This window comes from Novilysobacter viscosus (genome assembly GCF_046600715.1).
In the GTDB taxonomy this organism is placed as follows: Bacteria; Pseudomonadota; Gammaproteobacteria; order Xanthomonadales; family Xanthomonadaceae; genus Lysobacter_C; species Lysobacter_C viscosus.
Genome location: NZ_JBJMAV010000005.1, coordinates 121,342 through 140,110, shown reverse-complemented (window position 1 = coordinate 140,110; position 18,769 = coordinate 121,342). Strand labels below are relative to the sequence as shown.

General features: G+C 70.1%; 24 protein-coding genes. 7 read left to right on the top strand and 17 right to left on the bottom strand.

Features of this window, described 5'->3' with window-relative positions; all coding sequences use genetic code 11:
* Positions 1-166 precede the first annotated feature (166 nt).
* Together ACJQWL_RS09525 and ACJQWL_RS09520 are read right to left on the bottom strand one after the other, a co-directional pair.
* Positions 167-361 (bottom strand): CPXCG motif-containing cysteine-rich protein, encoded by a 195-nt coding sequence (locus ACJQWL_RS09525; RefSeq protein ID WP_330969596.1) that lies wholly within the window; start codon positions 359-361, stop codon positions 167-169.
* The gene (locus ACJQWL_RS09520; RefSeq protein ID WP_330969597.1) at positions 358-828 is read right to left on the bottom strand and encodes a hypothetical protein; all 471 of its coding nucleotides are present in this window, start codon (positions 826-828) and stop codon (positions 358-360) included. Before ACJQWL_RS09520 ends, ACJQWL_RS09525 begins: the two co-directional genes overlap by 4 nt.
* A gap of 222 nt (positions 829-1,050) precedes the next feature.
* Here ACJQWL_RS09520 and ACJQWL_RS09515 point away from each other — a divergent pair, with 222 nt between their 5' ends.
* Together ACJQWL_RS09515 and ACJQWL_RS09510 are read left to right on the top strand one after the other, a co-directional pair.
* Positions 1,051-1,548, top strand: coding sequence for a hypothetical protein (locus ACJQWL_RS09515; protein ID WP_330969598.1), 498 nt, complete (start codon positions 1,051-1,053; stop codon positions 1,546-1,548).
* Positions 1,549-1,659: 111 nt separating this feature from the next.
* The gene (locus ACJQWL_RS09510) at positions 1,660-2,889 is read left to right on the top strand and encodes a PQQ-dependent sugar dehydrogenase (protein ID WP_330969599.1); all 1,230 of its coding nucleotides are present in this window, start codon (positions 1,660-1,662) and stop codon (positions 2,887-2,889) included.
* An 86-nt stretch (positions 2,890-2,975) separates the two neighbouring features.
* Here the strand turns inward: ACJQWL_RS09510 and ACJQWL_RS09505 are convergent, their stop codons facing one another.
* Positions 2,976-3,422 carry an EF-hand domain-containing protein gene (locus tag ACJQWL_RS09505; RefSeq protein WP_330969600.1) on the bottom strand — a complete coding sequence of 149 codons (447 nt, stop codon included), beginning with the start codon at positions 3,420-3,422 and terminating at the stop codon, positions 2,976-2,978.
* A 200-nt stretch (positions 3,423-3,622) separates the two neighbouring features.
* On the bottom strand, positions 3,623-4,426 hold the full coding sequence (locus ACJQWL_RS09500; protein WP_330969601.1) for an N-acetylmuramoyl-L-alanine amidase: 804 nt from the start codon (positions 4,424-4,426) through the stop codon (positions 3,623-3,625).
* 210 nt (positions 4,427-4,636) lie between these two features.
* Here ACJQWL_RS09500 and ACJQWL_RS09495 point away from each other — a divergent pair, with 210 nt between their 5' ends.
* Positions 4,637-5,362, top strand: a complete 726-nt coding sequence (locus ACJQWL_RS09495; RefSeq protein WP_330969602.1) for an SAM-dependent methyltransferase — start codon at positions 4,637-4,639, stop codon at positions 5,360-5,362.
* 91 nt (positions 5,363-5,453) lie between these two features.
* Complete coding sequence (locus ACJQWL_RS09490; RefSeq protein ID WP_411300866.1) at positions 5,454-5,597, top strand: hypothetical protein; 144 nt, start codon at positions 5,454-5,456, stop codon at positions 5,595-5,597.
* Between the two features lie 55 nt (positions 5,598-5,652).
* Here ACJQWL_RS09490 and ACJQWL_RS09485 read toward each other — a convergent pair whose 3' ends face one another.
* On the bottom strand, positions 5,653-6,255 hold the full coding sequence (locus ACJQWL_RS09485; RefSeq protein ID WP_330969521.1) for a M15 family metallopeptidase: 603 nt from the start codon (positions 6,253-6,255) through the stop codon (positions 5,653-5,655).
* 101 nt (positions 6,256-6,356) lie between these two features.
* Between ACJQWL_RS09485 and ACJQWL_RS09480 the strand changes: the two genes are divergently transcribed.
* Entirely contained in the window at positions 6,357-6,878 is a 522-nt protein-coding gene (locus ACJQWL_RS09480) for an adenine phosphoribosyltransferase (protein ID WP_411300865.1), read from the top strand.
* 33 nt (positions 6,879-6,911) lie between these two features.
* Here ACJQWL_RS09480 and ACJQWL_RS09475 read toward each other — a convergent pair whose 3' ends face one another.
* From ACJQWL_RS09475 to ACJQWL_RS09465, 3 genes are all read right to left on the bottom strand, one after another.
* Complete coding sequence (locus ACJQWL_RS09475; RefSeq protein WP_330969520.1) at positions 6,912-7,349, bottom strand: hypothetical protein; 438 nt, start codon at positions 7,347-7,349, stop codon at positions 6,912-6,914.
* A gap of 122 nt (positions 7,350-7,471) precedes the next feature.
* Entirely contained in the window at positions 7,472-7,798 is a 327-nt protein-coding gene (locus ACJQWL_RS09470) for a thioredoxin family protein (protein WP_330969519.1), read from the bottom strand.
* 102 nt (positions 7,799-7,900) lie between these two features.
* Positions 7,901-8,959, bottom strand: a complete 1,059-nt coding sequence (locus ACJQWL_RS09465) for a hypothetical protein (RefSeq protein WP_330969518.1) — start codon at positions 8,957-8,959, stop codon at positions 7,901-7,903.
* Between the two features lie 158 nt (positions 8,960-9,117).
* On the opposite strand from ACJQWL_RS09465, the gene ACJQWL_RS09460 reads away from it, so the two are divergent.
* Entirely contained in the window at positions 9,118-9,870 is a 753-nt protein-coding gene (locus ACJQWL_RS09460) for a hypothetical protein (RefSeq protein ID WP_330969517.1), read from the top strand.
* A 127-nt stretch (positions 9,871-9,997) separates the two neighbouring features.
* Here the strand turns inward: ACJQWL_RS09460 and ACJQWL_RS09455 are convergent, their stop codons facing one another.
* The 3 genes from ACJQWL_RS09455 to ACJQWL_RS09445 all read right to left on the bottom strand — a co-directional run bounded on the left by ACJQWL_RS09455 (position 9,998) and on the right by ACJQWL_RS09445 (position 13,148).
* Positions 9,998-11,206, bottom strand: coding sequence for a L,D-transpeptidase family protein (locus ACJQWL_RS09455; RefSeq protein WP_330969516.1), 1,209 nt, complete (start codon positions 11,204-11,206; stop codon positions 9,998-10,000).
* Positions 11,207-11,349: 143 nt separating this feature from the next.
* Entirely contained in the window at positions 11,350-12,612 is a 1,263-nt protein-coding gene (locus ACJQWL_RS09450) for a cation:proton antiporter (RefSeq protein ID WP_330969515.1), read from the bottom strand.
* Between the two features lie 119 nt (positions 12,613-12,731).
* Positions 12,732-13,148, bottom strand: coding sequence for a hypothetical protein (locus ACJQWL_RS09445; protein WP_330969514.1), 417 nt, complete (start codon positions 13,146-13,148; stop codon positions 12,732-12,734).
* A 180-nt stretch (positions 13,149-13,328) separates the two neighbouring features.
* On the opposite strand from ACJQWL_RS09445, the gene ACJQWL_RS09440 reads away from it, so the two are divergent.
* Positions 13,329-13,799 carry a hypothetical protein gene (locus tag ACJQWL_RS09440; protein WP_330969513.1) on the top strand — a complete coding sequence of 157 codons (471 nt, stop codon included), beginning with the start codon at positions 13,329-13,331 and terminating at the stop codon, positions 13,797-13,799.
* Between the two features lie 144 nt (positions 13,800-13,943).
* Here ACJQWL_RS09440 and ACJQWL_RS09435 read toward each other — a convergent pair whose 3' ends face one another.
* From ACJQWL_RS09435 to ACJQWL_RS09410, 6 genes are all read right to left on the bottom strand, one after another.
* Positions 13,944-14,465, bottom strand: coding sequence for a hypothetical protein (locus tag ACJQWL_RS09435; RefSeq protein ID WP_330969512.1), 522 nt, complete (start codon positions 14,463-14,465; stop codon positions 13,944-13,946).
* Positions 14,466-14,763: 298 nt separating this feature from the next.
* A complete protein-coding gene (locus ACJQWL_RS09430) occupies positions 14,764-15,249 on the bottom strand; it encodes a hypothetical protein (RefSeq protein WP_330969511.1) in 486 nt (161 codons plus the stop codon).
* A complete protein-coding gene (locus ACJQWL_RS09425; RefSeq protein ID WP_330969510.1) occupies positions 15,227-16,075 on the bottom strand; it encodes a right-handed parallel beta-helix repeat-containing protein in 849 nt (282 codons plus the stop codon). The genes ACJQWL_RS09430 and ACJQWL_RS09425 overlap by 23 nt, the downstream gene beginning before the upstream one ends.
* A 196-nt stretch (positions 16,076-16,271) precedes the next feature.
* Positions 16,272-16,751: a YehS family protein gene (locus tag ACJQWL_RS09420; RefSeq protein ID WP_330969509.1), complete on the bottom strand. Its 480-nt coding sequence runs from the start codon at positions 16,749-16,751 to the stop codon at positions 16,272-16,274.
* Between the two features lie 96 nt (positions 16,752-16,847).
* A complete protein-coding gene (locus tag ACJQWL_RS09415; protein ID WP_330969508.1) occupies positions 16,848-17,738 on the bottom strand; it encodes an MBL fold metallo-hydrolase in 891 nt (296 codons plus the stop codon).
* A gap of 121 nt (positions 17,739-17,859) precedes the next feature.
* Entirely contained in the window at positions 17,860-18,432 is a 573-nt protein-coding gene (locus ACJQWL_RS09410; protein ID WP_330969507.1) for a BLUF domain-containing protein, read from the bottom strand.
* Positions 18,433-18,769: the final 337 nt, after the last annotated feature.

Genomic DNA, 18,769 nt, shown 5'->3' with positions numbered 1-18,769 from the left:
CGGAAGTACGCATTACCTCGGCTTAACGCGCCGGGGGCGCGACCGGGCTAGGCATCGGGAAAAACGTGAGCGGGTAAGCGCTTCGCCGCGGGTTCGAGCGTGCGGCATTGCCGCTGGCGGCTGAACACAACACAACCTTTACGAACGGCCCCCAGCCACTTGGGTGCTACGCGTCGTCATCGGTGCGGGCGAGGAGCGAGATCGCGCCGTCATCCGCGATGTACAGCGCCAGCTCCATCGGCCGGCAGCACACCTGGCAGTCCTCCACCCATTGGGCCTCCCCGCCGGAGGCATCGACCTGTACCTGCAGCGGTTCACCGCAGTAGGGGCAGCGGATGTCCAGTTCGTGCAGCCCGCTCACGACGCCGGCACCATCGCGATGTCCACCGGCTCACCGGGGTTGTGGCTGCGCAGGCGCAACAGGCGGCGGGTCTGTTCAACGATGTCCACCGGATACGCGAGGCCGTCTTCGGTCATTTCAATGCGAGCGTCCTCCAGCATCCGCCAACTGCCGGTGATCGGTTCGGAGCCGGGGCCGACGATCTCCAGCCGCCCGTCCGCGTGGAAGCGGTAGCGGGTGCCTTCGGCGACTGCCGACGAATACGCCACCCGCCACGTGCGGCCCACGAAGTCCGGCACGGCGGCACTGATGGCGGCGGAGCGCGGCACGGGTACGGTGCCGGTCTCGGTCGAGCGCGCGGGCTCGGCCGCGGTGTCGGCGGTCGCCGGTGCCGCGGTATCCATCACCGGCGCCGGGGGCTCGCCCCGGCACGCGGCGAGCACGCTCGCGACGCCGAGGACGACGATGGACAGGATGATCCTGCGCATGGCGGTTCTCCGGGAACGGACCGGTCGAGGCTATCGGCATCGCCGTGAACACCGCCGCAGCGGGACGAGCCCAGCCATCACGCACCGGTAACCGCGGGAGCGCAAAGCTCATGGACCAGCGGATGCGCCAGCGGCCAGTCCGGCATGCACGATCCAAGGGCGCTCCGCCACGTCAAGCCGGGCGACGGCCCCGCGCCCCGGCCGCCCGCGGACACTTCGCCGATGAAAACCCGACACGTCCTGAGCACCCCCGATCTGGCCACCGCCACCGCCGTGATGGACGCCGCGCGCAGCGTCGGCATCAATGACGACGACCTGCTGCTGGTTGCGCGCTCGGACATCGAGCTGGAATCCATCCCCGACGACCGCAAGGAGGCCGACACCGACTTCATGCCCGCCGCGCTGCGTGGCGCCGGCTACGGTGGCGCGGCCGGCCTGCTGGCGGGGCTGGTTGCGGTGGTGGTCGCCCCGATCGGCCTGACCATCGCCGGCGCGGCGGCGGTGACGGTGGCTGGGGCGATGGTCGGCTGCTGGGCCTCCGCGCTGGTCGGCTCGTCGCTGCCCGACCCGATACGTGCGAAGTTCGACGACGAGATCCAGGCCGGCAACATCCTGGTGGTGGTCGACGGCGACAAGGCCCTGCTGGACGCCGCAACCCCGACGATGACCCGGGCCGGCGGCCAACTGCTCCCGTTCGAGGCACCATCGGTGATGGCCTGACGCCGTGCAGGGGCCTCAGGCCCCGTCGCCTGCCGCCCGGCGCCGCCCGCTGCCTCCACAAGACCCCATTGCGTCGTATCGCCTTTTGATCTGTAACCCTGGAGGGATTCCATGACCCAAGCACCGCTACGCCCGGGCGCGCGCCACCCGCTGGCCGCCGCCTGCCTCGCCGTGCTGCTCGCGGCCTGCACCACTACGAACGATGCAGCGCCCGCGCAGACCGGCACCGATACCGACTCCACCGCCGCCACCGACGGCCGGCCGTTCACCACCACCGAAATCGCCCAGTTCAAAGAGCCCTGGGCGATGACGTTCCTGCCCGATGGCCGGCTGCTGGTCACCGAGAAACCGGGCAAGCTCAAGCTGGTCTGGCTGGGCGACGGCCCGGGGTCGACCACCGTGGTTGAAGTCGCCGGCGTGCCGGAGGTGGACTACGGCGGCCAGGGCGGCCTGGGCGACGTGGTGCTGCACCCCGGGTTCGCCCGGAACCGCCGGGTCTACATCAGCTATGCGGAAGCCGGCGAGGGCGACACCCGCGGCGGCGTGGTCGCCCGCGGCACGCTGGCGCTGACCGATGACGGCGGCACGCTCTCGGACGTCGAGGTGATATGGCGCCAGGTGCCCAAGGTCACCGGCCGCGGCCACTACGGCCACCGCATCGCGTTCGGCCCCGACGGCAAGCTGTGGATCAGCTCGGGTGAGCGGCAGAAGTTCGACCCCGCGCAGGACATGGCGTCCAACCTGGGCAAGATCATCCGCCTCAACGACGACGGCAGCGTGCCGGCCGACAACCCGTTCGCCGACCAGGGCGATGTCGCCGCGCAGGTCTGGTCATTGGGGCACCGCAACATGCTGGGGCTGGCGTTCGACGCCCAGGGCCGACTCTGGAGCCCCGAGATGGGCCCGGCCGGCGGCGACGAGCTCAACCTGATCGAGCGCGGGGAGAACTACGGCTATCCGGTCGTCTCCAACGGCGACCACTACGACGGCCGCGACATCCCCGACCACGACACCCGCCCGGAATTCAACGCGCCGGAGATCACCTGGACGCCGGTGATTTCACCGGCCGGCTTCGTCATCTACTCGGGCGGCCGCTTTACCGACTGGCAGGGCGACGGCCTGATCGGGGGCCTGTCAGCGAAGGGACTGGTGCGGGTCGAGTTCGACGGCACGTCCGCGCGCGAAGTCGAACGCTACGACATGGGCCAGCGCATCCGCGAAGTGGAGCAGGGCCCCGACGGTGACGTCTGGATCCTGGAGGACGAACGCAACGGAAGCGGTGGACGGCTGTTGCGGCTGTCGCCCCCGGCTGCGGCATCGGACGCGCCCGCCACGCCGTAGGCACGGCAGGCCCGCGATGCGGCAATGCCCGCCACCGGTGACTGGTGGCGGGCATCTTGCCGGTACGGGTCGATCAGAAGCTTCGGTTAATCCTCTTCTTCCGGCTCGGGCTGGTTGCCCGCGCCCGTCTCCAGCCAGGCGGCGAACTCGGACTGGCCGACGTGTCCATCGCCATCGGTATCCATTGACCCGAATCGCGCGCTGAATCGCGCATTCTCACGCGCTTCGGCACGGCTGACGCGCCCGTCGCCATCGGTGTCCAGCGCGACCCAGGCGTCGCCTTCGGTCTGCAACTCACCTCGAGGCACGGGAACACTGGGCGGTGGCGAGGCGTTCATGGCGTCGACCTCCGGATCGACCGGTACGGTGGCGTCCACCACCGGTGGCGGCGGAAGGTCGTCGGCGGCGTCGAAGGCCTGGGTGGTGCGGTCGGCCTGCCCGGCAGGCAGCGGCGCGGCGGCCAGCACCGAAGACAGCAGGGCCAGCGCAATGGCACCGGCCAGGAGGCGTGGGCGGGATGTTGAACGTTCCATGGCGTGCTCCCGGTTGGACTGGGTACGGCCGCCACGCGGATGCGCGACCGGGCGATGGTGTGCCGAAGACGCACGGTCCGGTTTGGGGGCCGCGGCCCTGCCCGGACCCGGCGCCGCGACGGCCACGACCAGCGTCGGCCCGCTGGCGTGTAGGGACCGTAAGCGCCTCCACCCCGCCACGTGGCGCCCATGTCCGCGAATCACTGGACCGGCAGATCCAGCAACTGGCGCTGCAGGTCGTGGAGGATGCCCAGGTCGGCGGGATCGAACCCCAGCGGGGCGCCGGCAGCCGGCTCCACGCCCCGGTAGCGACGCTTGAAGGCGCGGACCACCGCGTCGCGATCGCGCAGGTCGTACCCGATCGCCCGCAGCGCCAGCCACGGGTCGAATCCGTCCGGCGCGGGCCCATGGCCGGCGCGTGGCCACAGGCCGAACCCCGCCCCCGCCAGCCGCCGCCAGGGGAAGCGCGCACCCGGGTCCTGCTTGCGGGCGGGCGCGATGTCGCCATGCGCCAGCACCTGGTGCCCGGGGATGCCATGGCGCCGCGTGATGTCGCCCAGCAACGCAATCAACGTGTCGACCAGCGGCGCCGGGAAGGGCTCGCGGCCGTTGTTGTCCAGCTCGATGCCGATCGAGGCCGAATTCAGGTCACGCCAGCCACCCCAGCGCGAGGCACCCGCATGCCACGCGCGGTCGTCCTCCGACACCAGCTGGTACAGCGCACCGTCCCGTCCCACCAGGTAGTGGGCGCTGACCCGTCCATGCGGATTGCGCGTCTGCAGGGTTCGCAAGGCAGCCTGCGCGCTGTCCATGTGGGTATGGTGCAGGACGATGGCCTGCGGCCCGCGCGCGTCGTAGTTGGGCGAGCCGCGCCACTGCGCGAGGGGGTTGCGCGGCGACTGGGTCGCGCAGCCCGCCAGTGCCAGCAGGCACGCGGCCAGCAGCCACCGGCGCGCAGTCGAAAGCTCGACGGGTCCGGGAGAGCGATCGGGTTGGAACGTCATCCTGGCAGCGTACGCGACGCGCCATGCAGGAAAAGCGACACCCCGGAGGCCGGGGTGCCGGGGCGTGGTCGGCTCGCGCCCCCCACACCGGGGCGGCCTTATCGGGACGTCCTGCGGCATGTCGATGCAGGAGGTCGGTGGCTTGCGCGCGCGGACGGTGCGACGCTCTGGAACCCGTTGGCCCGATCGCAGACTCCCGGGAGACCGTGCATGACCACCCGTCGTTCGTCGCCGCGCCTGTTCGCCGCCTGCCTGCTGCTTGCGCTGGGGGTTGCCGGCTGCAATCGCTCCGGCCCTGCCGCCGCAGATCCCACTGAGGACGTCGCTGCCCCGGCCGCCGATACCGCGCAGACGGGGAGTGGCGTCGACGCAACCGATGCCCTGCAGCCCGGCTCCGATCCCTTCGACCGGACCTCGATTGCGCCCGCGGGCGGAGAGCCGGCGCGGCAGGTCCCTGACGTGGTTTACGTCCCGACCCCGCAGGCGGTGGTCGACGTGATGCTCGATATGGCCGACGTCGGCCCCGCCGACGTACTCGTCGACCTGGGTTCGGGAGACGGCCGCATTCCGATCACCGCGGCCCGGCGCTGGGGCACGCGCGGGGTCGGCATCGACATCGACCCCGACCGCATCCGCGAGGCCGACGCCGGCGCGCGCAAGGCCGGCGTGGCCGACAAGGTCGACTTCATCCAGGGCGACATGTTCGACGCCGACCTGTCCGATGCCACCGTGGTCACCCTGTACCTGCTGCCCCGGCTCAACCTGCGCCTGCGGCCGGCCCTGCTGGCACTCGATCCGGGCACCCGGATCGTCACCCACAACTACCACATGGGCGAATGGCAGCCCGAGGCGCAGCGCATCGTCGGCGATTCGGTCGTCTATGCCTGGACGGTCCCGGAGCGGACGCCGACCCTTGGCGACGACGTGGTTGATTGACGGCGCCTGCCCCTGCCCCGCGCGCGTTGTGACCCGGTTCGCAGACGCGCGCGGCGCGCAGGCGTCTGATGGCGCGACAGGGGGAGTCACCATGGAATACGGGGGAAGCGACCGGCGCGCATCGCCGGCTGCCGGATCGTCGGCCGCCGACCGGATCGAGCGCATCGCGCGCGGCCTGCTGGCGCTGGCGCTGCTGGCCGCGGTGGCTTGGGCCTGGGCCGGCCCGGGTAGCTGACGCCGGACGGCCGCCGCGAGCGGATTGCAGCGACACAGGCGTGCCGGGCAGCGGGTCAGGCGAGCCCCAGGCCGGCCTGGAAGCGCATGCGCAGTGTGGCGATTCCGTCCCCCGTCGCCAGCTGGTAGTGCGATGGGTCCGGGAAGCCCGTCCAGTCACCGCCCCACTCGACCCCGGCGCCCTTGCCGTGCTGCGCCGCGCTTGCGTAGGCGGCGGCATCGGTCACGTACCCGCCGGCGCCGGTGAACAGCCCGATGTCCCAGGCGATGCCGAAGTTGTGCGTGCTCTGCCCGCCGCGGGCACGCGTCACCACCGGACCGGGGTTGCCGTAGCGTCCCTGCCGGAACAAGGCATTCTGTTGCGCCCACGTGCGCGTGCCGGAAATGATGCGGGCCTGGAAGCCACCGTCCAGGATCCGGCGCAGGCTGGCACGGGCCGCCGCCTGCGCGGGCAGCGCCAGCGTGCCGATCGCGGCTTCGCTGCGCAGGTCGAACTCCCCCATGCGGGTGCGCAGTGCGCGGCTGCGCGACTGGAACCCCTGCCAGGCTGCCTCGGTGATTGGACCCCACAGCCCGTCGATAGCGCCGCGGTACAGGCCGTCGGCCGCCAGCAGCCGTTGCGTGAAAAGCACATCGTCTCGGAACAGCCGCTCGCTCATCGCCAGGCCTCGCCTGCCTTGTCTTGCAACGTGCAGTATCGGGCGCGCGCCGCGCAGGCGACGCGACGCGCCCCCCCCGCCGACCACACCGAGCCTCAGACATGCCCCACTGGTCCGAACTGATCCTGGATGTTCCCGACTTCCCCACACCAGGTGTCGACTTTCGCGACATCACCCCGCTGCTGGCCGATGGCGAAGGCTTCGCCGCCTGCATCGACGCCCTGGCCGACCCGTGGCGCGGCGTGGCCCTGGATGCCGTGCTGGGGATCGAGTCACGCGGCTTCATCCTGGGAGCCGCTTTGGCGCGGGCGCTGGGTACCGGCTTCGTGCCGTTGCGCAAGCCCGGCAAGCTGCCCCGGGCCACGCTGGCGGAGAACTACGCGCTGGAATACGGGCAGGATCGGCTGGAGATCCACGCCGACGCGCTCACGCCGGCGGCCCGGGTGCTGCTGGTCGACGACGTGCTCGCCACCGGCGGCACCCTCGCCGCCGGCCTGCAGCTGGCGCGGCGGCAGGGCGCGCACGTCATCGGCGCATCGCTGTTGCTGGAAGTGCCCGGCCTGGGCGGGCGCGGGCGTTGGGACCCGGACCTGCCGCTGGAGGTCGCCCTGGCCGCCTGCTGAGGCCCGCCGGGACGCCACCGGCCACCGCCCCGGTCAGCGCAGCCAGCCCCGCGTCGTGGCCTTGCGCGCATAGGCCCAGAGTACGCCCGCGATCACCAGCAGCAGCACCGGCATGGCCAGGCCGGCCACGCCATGGGCGGCCCATGCCGGCGTGGCCAGGAACGCGCCCAGTATCTGCACCACCAACGCCGCCAGCGACACCGCGAACAGCATCGCCGCCCAGCGCCTGCGAAGCAGCAGCGCGACCGCGCCCAGCACCCCGGCAACCACCGCAATGCCAAAGGCCATGTTCATCCAGGCGGGCGTGGCTTCATGCACCCGGCGCTGCGCGTCGGGCAGCGCGGCCAGCGCCTCCGGCGACAGGGTGACCTGCAGCACGAACATCGCCAGCCCCAGCAGGTTCCACAGCAGGGCAATGACGGCGATCAGCCAGTGGCTTGCGGGCAACGTCGCAGCGGTGGTCGTGTTCATCGGTGTCCTCCTGGGTACATCGCGCGGGTGGAAAACCTGCAACGGTATCGCGTGTGGCAGGGGCAAGGGTGCCGCCGACCGGTGCAGTGCGTTCGGCTCCCGGGCACCGGCCCGGGCGGCGGTCAGCCGGCGTCCAGCGCCTCGGCCAGCCCGGCGAGGTCCGCCTGCGACGGGCGCACCAGCCTCAATACTTCCTCGCCGTCGCGCAGCAGCACCAGCGTCGGCCACAGCTTGACCCGGAACGTCCGCCCCAACGGGCGGGCGCGCCCGTCCTCCACCTTGACGTGGCGCAGGTCGGCCAGATCGTCCAGCACCGCGCGCAAGGCCGGCTGAATCGCGATGCAGTGCCCGCACCACGGCGCGCCGAATTCCAGCACGGTGAGGCCCGGCCAGCCGTCGACATCGGCGCGCGCGGGCTCGTCCATCCGGTACTGGGTTTCGAAGGCCATGTCGGGCTCCCGGGGTCGAGTGCAGGCTACCTCGACCGGCTCAACGCCAGGTGGAGGGGCGACATCGCCGCGGCCTGCGAAGTGCGGCGCGACCTCGCCGGGCTACTGCCGCAGCGTCAGCCGGGTCAACTCGGTCGACTGCCTGTCCTTCAGGTGCTGGGTCTCGACCATCTCCATGCGCTCGACCCGGCCGGTGGCCACGTCCACGACATAGCGCACCTCCGTGGAGAAGTGCGCGCCGCCGCTGAGACCCTCCACTGCGCCGCGCAACTCCTCGGCGGACAGTGCCGCACCGAAGGTGGTGGAAACGAAGGCCTCGAGTGCCTTCGTGACGCCGGCCGGGTCGGGCTGCGACGTCCACTCCACGCCGACCCGGCCCGGCGCATCGTCCATTGGCTCCAGCAGCAGGGTGTGGCGGGCGGTGATATCGCCCGTGCCCAGCGGGTTGGCGTAGCTGTCTTCGAAGATGTAGCGCCGACCGGGCACAAGGCCTCCGTGGCTGATGAAGTTCAGCGCCGCCGGCGTGCTGGCCAGTTCGGGTTCGAGCACCTTGGGCGAGGAAAGCGCCTCGACCATGGTGGCCATCGCCTTGCGGTACTCGGCAACCTTCTCCTCGTCGACTGCACTGTCGCCCGCGCCAGCGGCGATGCCGGCCTCGATGGACCGCTCCAGCACTTCGCGGTACAGCGGTGCCACCGCCTCCAGGTTGGTGATCGCCCGGTAGGCGCCGTCCTCGTCCAGGGCTACGTCGAGTGCCAGGTCGCGGAACGATTCCACCGCCGCCTCCATCACCGATTCCATGGCTTCGGGCAGGCCCTCGCCGGTGAACCTGGGGTCACGACCCGTCCAGCGTTGCACCACGCCGCCGTCGCTGCCTTGCACGACGACGATTTCGGTCACGTCCGAGCCCACGATGCGGACCGTTGCACCGCCCTCGACCCGGCTGGATTCGTAGTGCTGGTCATAGACGAGCGTGGTGCCTACCGACCAGGGCGAGGGCCATGCCAGGGCGTCGCCGGCGGTCTTGTCGAACGCCTTGCGCCCGGCGGGGGCAGGACCGGCCGACTCGGCTGCCCAGCATGCGGGGGCCACCACCCCGAAAAGCAGCCCGACGGCCACGATCACGCCCGCGCTGGCCCGCAAGCCACGTCCTGTCTTCATCTCTGTTCGCCCTGTCGCCGCCTGCCGTGGCCGCAGACGGCGACGATAGGCGAATCGCGCTGCCGGTGCATCCCCCGTTCACGCTGGCACCGCCGGCCTCACCCGGATTTCAGGGCGTGGGGCCAGAATCACCCGGTACACCCACGAGGAGAACCCCCATGCAGAACATCAAGACATCCCCCCGCCTGTTGGCAGTGGCGCTGTGCGCCGGCCTTGGCCTCGCGGCAGTGGCTGCGCCGGCCGCCGCGCAGACCATCGGCTACAACGTCCGCACCGGTGATGTGTGGGTGGACAACCGGCTGGACGAGATCAACCGCTACGGCATGGAGTACCGCGAACCCTTCATCAACGAACTGGCGAGCAGCTACGGTGCGCCGCGTTCGCTGGTGCTGGACCTGCTGCAGCGCCGCAACTGGGCGCCGGCAGACGTCTATTACGCCTGCGCGATCGCAAATGCGACGGGCCTGCCATGCATCGACGTGGTCAACCGCCACGATCGCAACCCGCGCCAGGGCTGGGGCGTGCTGGCCCAGCAGATGGGCATCAAGCCGGGCTCGGCCGAGTTCCACGCGCTCAAGCGCGGCACCGTGGACACCTACGGCCGCTGGGGCCGGGAGATCTCGGTTGATCGCGACGTGCGGGTGGACTGGCCGAAGCGCCCTGACCGCGACCTGCGCAACGGCAAGGGCAATTCGCGCAACGACGGCCCCGGCCGCGGCGGTCCCCCGGCCCACGCCGGCGGCCCCGGCAAGGGCAAGCCCGACCAGGCCGGCGGCCCGGGGCGCGGCAACGACAAGGGCGGCCCGCCGGCAAGGGGCAACGATGGCAACAAGGGCAAAGGCAACGACAAGGGCAACGACAAGGGCAACGACAAGGGCAACGGAAAGGGCAACGGCAACGGCAAGGGCTGATCCTTTGCACCATCCCGCATGAAAAACGGCGACCCCAGGGTCGCCGTTTTTTCTTGCGTTGCTTGTCCTGCAGGGCTTCAGAATCGCCAGGCGGGGCCGCGTTCCCGCGGCCCGCCGGCGCCGGCACCTACTTCTGCATCACCACGGCCATCTGCGGCTTGGCCACCTTACCCAGCGCGACGGCCGACCAGTTGGTCATGCGGATGCACCCGTTGGACGCGGTCTTGCCGATCTTGGCCGGCTCTGGCGTTCCGTGGATGCCGTAGTGCTCCTTGGTCAGGTCGATCCAGATGGTGCCGACCGGATTGTTGGGACCTGGCGGAATCTCGGCCTTCTGCGCATCGGCGGACGTGCCTGCGATCAGCTCGGGGTCGAAATGCCAGACCGGGTTGCGTGCGACGCCGTTGACCTTCCAGTCGCCGATCGGCAACGGGAACTGCGCGCTGCCGGTGGTCACCGGGAACTGCGCCAGCACCTTGCCGGCGTCGTCCTGCAGCTGCAGCACGGAGTCGGACTCGTCGACCACGATGCGCGTGCCCTTGGGCAAGGTCTTGGCGCTTGCCACGTGCGGCACGGTGATGGTCTGGCCGGCCTTGAGTTCGACGCCGGGGTTGAACTCGGCGATCACTGCCGGGTTGGCGTGGAAGAGTTCACCGACCTTCTCTTCGACCGATTCGTACGGCAAGCCCTCTTGCTTGGCCATTTCCTCGACCTTGGCCGGGGTGTCGCGGAACGGGCCGGCGACATCGTCCTGGCTGAGCGTGTGCTCGACCAGGATCGGCGCGGTGTCCTCGTTGAGCTTGGCCCAGGTGGCCTCGTCGGGCGAGTCGCCCACGGTCAGGTCGTGCGCCCGCTGGTACGCGGCCAGCGCCCGCCGGGTGTTGGTGCCGCCCTTGCCATCGATCTCGCCCGGCGAGAAGTGCGCTCGCTCAAGCAGGACCTGCAGGCGCAAGGTGCTGTCGTCGGCCAGGTCGGCGTCGGCCGCGGCGGCCTTCGCAGGCGGCACGGGTTCGGCGTCCTCTTCTCCATCGGCATCGGCGTCGCCCTCGGGCGCGTCCTGCGCATTGCCGGCGGTATCGCCCGGTGCGACCGGCAGGGTGGACGACGAACCGCCCGGCGTGCCCGGCATGCCCGGTGCCTGGCCCGCGGCCACGGCGCCGGACGCATCGCCGGCGATGGGCTGGCCGTCACCGGCGACACGGGCATCCGCTACCGGATCCACCACGGCGGAGGTGGCGGCGTTGGTGGCCGGGTCGGCGTCGCACGCGACCAGCGCGGCGGGCAGCAGCGCGCACATGACGGCGCGTGCCAGCAGGTTCGTTGTCGGTCGGGTCATGGGGGGCATACCGGGTAAAGGTGAACCCGCATGGTCTGAAAACCGGCGCCGGCATGGCGTGAATCCGCCGCGTCGCACCTGAATCGCCGTTTCACTACGCCGGACGGCGGCACCCGGGACGGCGCCGCCGTCCCCGCGGCTGGTCAGCGCGCCGGGGGAGCGGTCGTGGGCGCGTGTTCCACCGCGTCGGCAGGGCCTGCAGCGGGCTGTTCGCCACCGGCCAGCCTGCGCAGCTTTGGCGCCACCATCGGCACGCTCAGCATGGTGCTGGCCACGGCCATCAGCAGCAGCGCGGTGAACATCGCATTGGTGATGATCAACCGGTCCAGCAGGATGTTGGCGAAGATGATCATGATCAGCGCCTTGGTCTGCAGCAGCCAGCCGATCACCGCTGCCTCGCCCGGGCGCCAGCCCAGCAGGCGTCCGGCGATGTGCACGCCGGCCAGCTTGCCGGCCACCGCCGCCACCAGCAGCGCGCCCGCGGCCAGGAACACCGCGCCGCCACCGACCGACCACGCGGTCTTCAGTCCCGTGCTGAGGAAGAACACCGGCATGATCACCAGCAACACGTGGTGGCGCAGGCGGTCCATGGATTCCTGGTCGAACCATTCGGCGTCCATCACCACCCCGGCCAGGAACGCGCCCACCATGTAGTGCAGGCCCGCCCAGTCCGCGCCCAGTGCGCAGACCGCAAGCCATACCAGCGAGACGTACCAGCGGTCGGACCCGGGCAGCCGGGGCATCAGCCGGCGGAAGCCCGCGCACACGATGGCGAAGACGACCAGGAACGCGGCCTGGCGGCCTATGCGCTCCCAGTCCATCAGGACCAGCGCCAGCACGCCCCAGATGGCGATGTCATCGAGGCTGGCGTAGCGCAGGATCCGCTGGCCCAGCGGGGCCCGCAGCATGTCGAGCTTTTCCATCAGCAGGATCAGAATCGGCAGCGCCGTCACCGCGCACGCCATGCCCACGCCGACCACGAACTGCCAGGGCTGGCCCTGCGACCCCAGCCAGCCGGGCCACGCCAGCAGCGCAACAGCCACCACCGCGCCGCACAGCAGCGGCAGCGTCAACGCCAGCCCTGCGGTAATGCCGCTCTCGCGCCGGTACTTCCAGGCCTGGCGCAGGTCCAGTTCCACGCCGGCGATCATCACGAACAGCATCACCGCCCACCACGCGATGCCATTGAGCGCCTGCACCACGTCGGGGGTGAACACGAAGGCGTAGTAGTCGGGGTAGACCTTGCCCAGCACGCCCGGGCCCAACAGGATGCCGGCGATGATCTGCACCACCACCAGTGGCGCGACGTAGTCCATGCGCCCGAGTCGCCAGACCAGGTAGGGCACCGCGAAGATGATCGCCATCGCGACCAGGAACAGCTCGGTAGTGGTGATGGCGTGCGGCACGCAACTCTCCCTGGGTGGCCGGCCCCTTCCACGGGGCAGGCGAGCTTGGCCGCTGGCGCTGCGGAAAGGAAGCCTGTCGCGCGCCGGGCCGCATGGCCTCGGCCCCCGGCCCTGGTCGGTCAGCCCTCCAGGATGAGCACGAACCAGACGGCGGTGAACATCAGCGGCGTGAGCAGGTCGAGCTTCAAGCGGGTTTCACGCCAGTTGGTCCGGATGCCGAAGACCTCGTTGGTCGCCGTACGGGCCGCACGGTTTTTCACGTATGTCCCTTCGCTGCACAGTCCGTCCCGCTGCGACGGCGGCAGCGAAGCGGCGAATTTGTAGTAGTCGACGATGCGATGGCGCGCGCGGACCGCGGGGAACCACATCATCCAGATCATCACCAGGCCGAAGAAGGCCACGGACAGCAGGATCAGCCGCTCCTTGCCGACCATGATGGCGCCCACCGCCAGCAGGAAGGACTGGGAGGAAATGAACAGGGATCGATAGGACTGGAGCAGCGATTCGTTGATGCTCCAGCGGTCAAGGTCGGCCATCGGTGGCTCCATCGGAAGTGCCACGCATGCTAGCGCGGCGGCACCGATCGTTCCCCAAGTCAGCCACGCGCAAGGCCGGGGCGACCTGCCGCAGCGACAACGCAGTCGTTCGTCCACGTCGTCGCCCTCGGCGCGCGCCCCCATGCGCGTCCTTCACGGCCGATTGCCTCGAATGCCGCCATGCACCCAAGACTCCTCGCCGTCCTTGCCACCGGCTGCGCGCTCGCGCTGGCGGGCTGTGTCCAGCCCACACGGGAGCCTGCGCCGGCGCCAGTGCCCGTGGTCGTCGACACGCCCGTGCAGCTCACGGTCCATGCCGGCATGAACGACACCTGGAACGCCGTCGGCCAGTTGCTGGTGGCCATGCCCGGGGTCACCTGGGAGGGGCGCTCGCAGATGATGGGCTTGAATGCGATCCGCTACCGGGGTGAAGAATTGATGGTCATCGCCCGCGCGGTACCGGTCACCACATCGGTCCAGACCGTGACCACCGAAGTCACCGTGGTGACAACGGCCGGCAGCAGGGTCCATGGTGCCGCCGCCACCGACCTCCTGGCGCGGCTGGAGCGGGCGCTGCCGGCGGAAATCGAGCGCGTGCAGGCGGGCCTGGCGGCGCAGGAGTCCGACAGGCAGAAGGTCGGGCGCAAGTGATAGCGGACCACCTCCCTGCGCGGGCGCCTGGGCGCGACCGCAGAGCAGGAGTGGCGGCAGCCAGTGCCGCGCGTGCCGCCGTTTGGCCCAGGACGGACATCCAACCACCACGCGCCGATGGCCGGTCCGCGCCGGACTGCGCCGCTAGTCCGCCATTGGATGCGGGCCGTCCAGGTACGCGGCGGCACCGCTGACGTCGCGCGAGACCTGATCCAGGTCCACCGGACGCATCAGCACCCCGTCCACGAGCAGCGGCGACTGGAAGCTGGTCTGGGAGCGCGAACTGCTGCCCGTTGCCTTCACCAGGGTATCGAATACCAGCGACCCGTTCTCACGGGTGGCAGGCACCAGCGACACCTCGACGCTGCTGCCGTCGGAAAGCGAAAGCGTGCGAGTGACCGGGCCGGTGAACGCATCCCCCGCCTGCAGCGGGCGGCAGCCTTCCCAGGCCTGCAGCGCGTAGCGCCTCGCCGCGGTGCCGGCAGCGGGTGCATGGGCGTTTGCGTTTGCGTTTGCGTTTGCGTTGGCGGGTGCGGGTGCGGGTGCGGTTGCGGACGGGGCGCCGGTCTCGGTATCAGTGCGGGTGTCGGCGCGGTTGCCCGCCCACCAGGTCGCCAGCGCGGCGCCTGCGGCAAACAACATCAGTCCAATCAATGCCTGCTTCATCTGTTGCGATTCCTTATAGAGGTGTGAAAGGAGTAACCCGGGCGGCGGGTGCCGCACCCGCTAGACGGGTGTCGCGGGTCGATCGTGACCGGTGCGATGGCGATGCCACTAGGGCGACGTGGGATGGGCTCGGGACCCGCCCGTGGGGTAGTCGGTCGCCCATCCCTGCAGCGCGGCCGATCGTGCGTGCATACGTCCGGCCTCGCTGCACCACTCTCGCCCTGGAAGGCACGCTTGAATCAGCAGAGCGATCCACGCAGGACCATGGGCAAGCGACTCCGGGCGCCCGCCCGCACCGCTACGGCGTCGCGCCCGGAGTGTCGTCGGCCAATTGCCCGCATCCATCGACGCGCCCGGCAAGCGCAACGGCATCGCTCCCCGTGGTCAGCGTCCTGCCAGCCAGGATGAACGGCAGGGGATCGCTGCGTCCGCGCCAGACGGCAAACCCGCAGGAGACCCCGACCTTGCCCTCATAGCGACCGGACCTGAGCCCCAGCAGTTCCAGACCCGGCGGATTGCCCAGTCGCGTGGCGACGACCCGCCTCGTTCCCATCCTCCGGCCCTGCGATCCGCCACCGGCGTCGAGGCTGGCAGGCGCTTCAAGCTGCGCAGGCCGCGGTTCGTCCACGCCGCTGGTCTCCCGCGAAGGCAACGCCTGCCGGGAAGAGACCAATAAAAAGGTCGTCGCTGCAAGCGCAGCGACGACCAGCAAGACCAGCAGGCTTCTCTTCCACATCGGCGAATCGCCGATGGTCGCCTGCTCAGTAATTCCCCAGCCCCGCATCGCAGTTGCGGGTATTCAGCGTCACCCGCAGGTAGTTGTCGAAACAGCTCGAAGTGGCGTCGTCGGCATGGATGCCCACTTCGTTCGGCGCGCCCACGCCGACGATATGGTTGTCAGCCAGGCGATTGTGCTGGCCCTTGATGTACATGCCGTATGCCGGCTTGCCGGCGGCCGGGGACGTGCCGACGATGCCGTTGTCGAGGAAGGCGCTTACCAGCGAGTTGTCGCTGAAGATGCCGTAGGCCGCGCTGAAGGGCGAATTGGTCCCGGCGACGTAGTTGCCGCGCACCACGTGCAGGCGGAACCCGTTTGCGGACCCGCCAACCCGGATGCCGATCGCATAGGTGCCGGCCTGTCCGCCGATGTCATATACGCGGTTGCCGGTGATCTCCAGGGCGCTGCCATAGGCGCGGATGCCGTGGAGGAAGGGGCCGGCGATGTAATTGTCCTGGATCGTGCTGTAGTAGCTGGTATTCGCCCCGGAATTGATCTGGAACAGGTCGATGCCGTTGGTGAAGCCCCCCATGACCCGGCAGTTCTTGACCGTGATGCCATTGCGCGAGTTGGCGTGGATCCCGGCCGAACTGCCGTTGTTGGCGGTGGATGTGTTCTTGATGGCGTGGCCATCGCAATCCAGAGTTACATCGTTGCTTGCGATGGTGATCGCGTTGCCGGCATTGAGGTTGACCGTATGGTTGGCGACCAGGCAGTACTTGCCCGGTGTGCCGATCGTGGCCGGAAGGCTGGAGATGGGCGTGCAGTTCTCTGCCGCCGCGGACATCGGCGCCAATACGACGGCCGCCAGCAATAGACTGGTGATTCTCATGTGTTCCCCCTGGTGATTGGTGACGCGCAGGCGTCCTGCGCGAGCTTATTCAGGGTCCGCGGGGGTGTCAATCAGCGGACCGCACCGGCCTTCGCATGGGTTTTTCGACCCTGTCGGCCGATGCCTGCCGAGGTTCGGCTTGGACACGGCCGCTCCGATCCTGTCGGCCAATCCCGTTGGCCCAGTCCGGTCGGTTCTAGCGGTTCGCCTCGTCGCCACGCACCCGCAGCGTGAGGCCACGCAGGAAGTAGCGCAGCAGCTGGTCGCCGCACAGGCGGAAGTTCTTGTGGCCCGGCTGGCGGAACAGCGCCGACAGTTCGGGCTTGGTGACCGGGCGCCCCGCGGACTCGAACACCTCCACCATGTCCACGTCCTTCAGCTCGAACGCGACGCGCAGCTTCTTGAGCACCACGTTGTTGTTCACCCGCTTCTCCGGCGGGCGCGGCGGTGCGTCGGTGCGGCCGCGGCAATGGATCACCAGGCCATCGAGGAACAGCCCGAGCAGGCGGTCGTCGAACGGCGCGAAGCCGGGCTCGTCCTCCCTGCGCAGGAACGCCTGCACGTCGTGCTTGTCCAGCACGGCGTCGGCATCGGCCAGCTGCACGATGTCGGCGACGTGGCCGTCGCCCAGGTCCAGCATGTAGCGCACGCTGCGCAGTACGTCGTTGTTGATCATGGGGTCCAGGGGGCGCGTCGGGGGGGGTGCGCAGGATACGCGGAGGCGGCACCCGGGGCCGGGCCGCCTGCACGTTGGCCGGCCCCCCGGCGGCGGTCAGAGCGTCTCGTAGATCGAGCGCACCAGCTGCTCGGGCTTGATGAAGCCCTGGCCCATCGCCTCGTCGGTGGCCGCCGTGGGCTTGGCGGCGATGACCTCCTCCAGCGACTGGCCCTCGGCCTTCATGGCCGCGATGCGGTCGCGGTAGCCGCGCAGCAGCGCGCCGTACGCGGCCAGGCCGGCGCGGTCGGTGCGCTCGCCGTGGCCGGGGACCACGATGGTGTCCGCGTCGGCCAGCTCCAGCCCCCGGTGCACGGCCACCAGCACGCCGTCGACGTCGCCGCCCGAGGCGCTGTCGATGAAGGGATAGCTGCCGTGGAAGAAGGTGTCGCCCATGTGCAGCACGTTGGCGCGCTCGAACTTCACCAGCGCGTCGCCGTCGGTGTGGGCGTCGGCGACGTGCACCACGCGCACGGTGTCGCCGTTGAGGTGCAGGGTGACGCCCTCGGTGAAGGTCACCACCGGCAACGCGCCCTCGGGCGAAGGCTCGCCGCGCGGCTTCATGTCGGCGGTGAACTGCTGGGTGCTCATGCGCTTGCGCACGTTGTCGTGCGCCACGATGACCGCGCCGGTGGCGCCGAACGCCTCGTTGCCGCCAGTGTGGTCGCCGTGCCAGTGGGTGTTGATGACGAAGCGCACCGGCCGGTCGTCGATGGCCTTGAGCGCGGCGCGGATCTTGTCGTTGAGCGGCGCGTACTGGTCGTCGACCAGGAAGGTGCCGTCGTCGCCCACGCTGGCGACCATGTTGCCGCCGACGCCTTCCAGCAGGTGCGTACCCATCCGCAGCGGGGTGGATTCGATCTCGACCTTGGACCAGTCGCGCTGCTGCGCGCCGGCCAGGGTCGAGGCGCCCAGCAGGGCGAGGGTGATGGCGAGGCGCAGGCGCATGGCAGCTCCGGGGTCGGGGTGGGATAGGCGATGGTGGACCGGGGGGTAGGGGGTCGCAAGCGGGTTGGCGGGACGGTGTGTCCGGGGCTCGCCGTGTCCTGTTCGGGTGGCGCCCATGGATTCAAGCGAGCGACGCGACGGCCGTGCCCGCTGCGACCAGAAGCGCCGCCGCTGCCGTCCCCAGGGCCCAACGTGCGTAGCGCAACGCCTTGCCGGCGCCGTCGGCTTCTCCTTGCACGTCCGCCGGGTGCACAGCGGGCGCCGCCTCCACCCTCGTGCGGAGCAGTTCGAGCACGCGGCGGACCGTCTCCTCGTCGAAGTGGTAGGGGTCAAAGGTCGCCATCCCGCGCTGCCCGAGCAATTCCTTCATCGGCGCGTCGAGTGGCACGTACTTCATCGACCAGCTCTCGAAGCCGCTGTGGTCGATCGGCCGGCGCGAGAGCACCTTGAGGTCGCTGTGCCGCGGATCCTCCAGCAGCGCCGCGTAAAGCCGGTCGACCTCGTCGCTCTCTCCTTCCAGGCACTGGAAGAAGCAGCCGTCGCCAAAATACAGGGCACCGACAAGCCCGCGCCGCGCGTTGTTGATCCGGGACTGCGCGAGGATTCGCGCAACCGTTGGCTCGATCCCCCGTTCGGCCGGAAACGGCTTGAAGGTCGAACGGCTGATGTAGACGATCTGGACCAGATTGGACACGGTGAACCTCCAGGTGGGGACGATCCGGACGACTCGCGCACGCATGGGCAAGCCGCCCGGCGGGCAATGCATCCGATACGACGCCGCTGGCGGTCCGGATGCAGCGGCTCGGGGCGAACCGGCCCGGCGTTGCCCGTCTTTGTGACCTATCGCCTGGACCTGCTATCCGCGGGATAGAGCGTCCCCACGGCCATGTCCAGGACTACTGCGTCCGTCGGTGCCGGGGCGGTGCAGCGGCCCTCGCCACCTGCGCGCCACCTCGCCTCGTCTGCTCCTCCGGGCGCGACAGGGTACGGTGCGCACCGTAAGAACCTGACCCCGATCCCGGACCCCCGAT

Bases quoted from the DNA above. Each gene is read 5' to 3' on its own strand.
- ACJQWL_RS09470 (WP_330969519.1), bottom strand. From the start codon at position 7,798: ATGGCCTTCGAAACCCAGTACCGGATGGACGAGCCCGCGCGCGCCGAT.
- ACJQWL_RS09440 (WP_330969513.1), top strand. From the start codon at position 13,329: ATGCACCCAAGACTCCTCGCCGTCCTTGCCACCGGCTGCGCGCTCGCG.
- ACJQWL_RS09515 (WP_330969598.1), top strand. From the start codon at position 1,051: ATGAAAACCCGACACGTCCTGAGCACCCCCGATCTGGCCACCGCCACC.
- ACJQWL_RS09485 (WP_330969521.1), bottom strand. From the start codon at position 6,255: ATGAGCGAGCGGCTGTTCCGAGACGATGTGCTTTTCACGCAACGGCTG.
- ACJQWL_RS09430 (WP_330969511.1), bottom strand. From the start codon at position 15,249: ATGCGGGGCTGGGGAATTACTGAGCAGGCGACCATCGGCGATTCGCCG.
- ACJQWL_RS09455 (WP_330969516.1), bottom strand. From the start codon at position 11,206: ATGACCCGACCGACAACGAACCTGCTGGCACGCGCCGTCATGTGCGCG.
- ACJQWL_RS09495 (WP_330969602.1), top strand. From the start codon at position 4,637: ATGACCACCCGTCGTTCGTCGCCGCGCCTGTTCGCCGCCTGCCTGCTG.
- ACJQWL_RS09500 (WP_330969601.1), bottom strand. From the start codon at position 4,426: ATGACGTTCCAACCCGATCGCTCTCCCGGACCCGTCGAGCTTTCGACT.
- ACJQWL_RS09475 (WP_330969520.1), bottom strand. From the start codon at position 7,349: ATGAACACGACCACCGCTGCGACGTTGCCCGCAAGCCACTGGCTGATC.
- ACJQWL_RS09510 (WP_330969599.1), top strand. From the start codon at position 1,660: ATGACCCAAGCACCGCTACGCCCGGGCGCGCGCCACCCGCTGGCCGCC.
- ACJQWL_RS09505 (WP_330969600.1), bottom strand. From the start codon at position 3,422: ATGGAACGTTCAACATCCCGCCCACGCCTCCTGGCCGGTGCCATTGCG.
- ACJQWL_RS09445 (WP_330969514.1), bottom strand. From the start codon at position 13,148: ATGGCCGACCTTGACCGCTGGAGCATCAACGAATCGCTGCTCCAGTCC.
- ACJQWL_RS09465 (WP_330969518.1), bottom strand. From the start codon at position 8,959: ATGAAGACAGGACGTGGCTTGCGGGCCAGCGCGGGCGTGATCGTGGCC.
- ACJQWL_RS09415 (WP_330969508.1), bottom strand. From the start codon at position 17,738: ATGCGCCTGCGCCTCGCCATCACCCTCGCCCTGCTGGGCGCCTCGACC.
- ACJQWL_RS09425 (WP_330969510.1), bottom strand. From the start codon at position 16,075: ATGAGAATCACCAGTCTATTGCTGGCGGCCGTCGTATTGGCGCCGATG.
- ACJQWL_RS09490 (WP_411300866.1), top strand. From the start codon at position 5,454: ATGGAATACGGGGGAAGCGACCGGCGCGCATCGCCGGCTGCCGGATCG.
- ACJQWL_RS09435 (WP_330969512.1), bottom strand. From the start codon at position 14,465: ATGAAGCAGGCATTGATTGGACTGATGTTGTTTGCCGCAGGCGCCGCG.
- ACJQWL_RS09520 (WP_330969597.1), bottom strand. From the start codon at position 828: ATGCGCAGGATCATCCTGTCCATCGTCGTCCTCGGCGTCGCGAGCGTG.
- ACJQWL_RS09420 (WP_330969509.1), bottom strand. From the start codon at position 16,751: ATGATCAACAACGACGTACTGCGCAGCGTGCGCTACATGCTGGACCTG.
- ACJQWL_RS09460 (WP_330969517.1), top strand. From the start codon at position 9,118: ATGCAGAACATCAAGACATCCCCCCGCCTGTTGGCAGTGGCGCTGTGC.
- ACJQWL_RS09480 (WP_411300865.1), top strand. From the start codon at position 6,357: ATGCCCCACTGGTCCGAACTGATCCTGGATGTTCCCGACTTCCCCACA.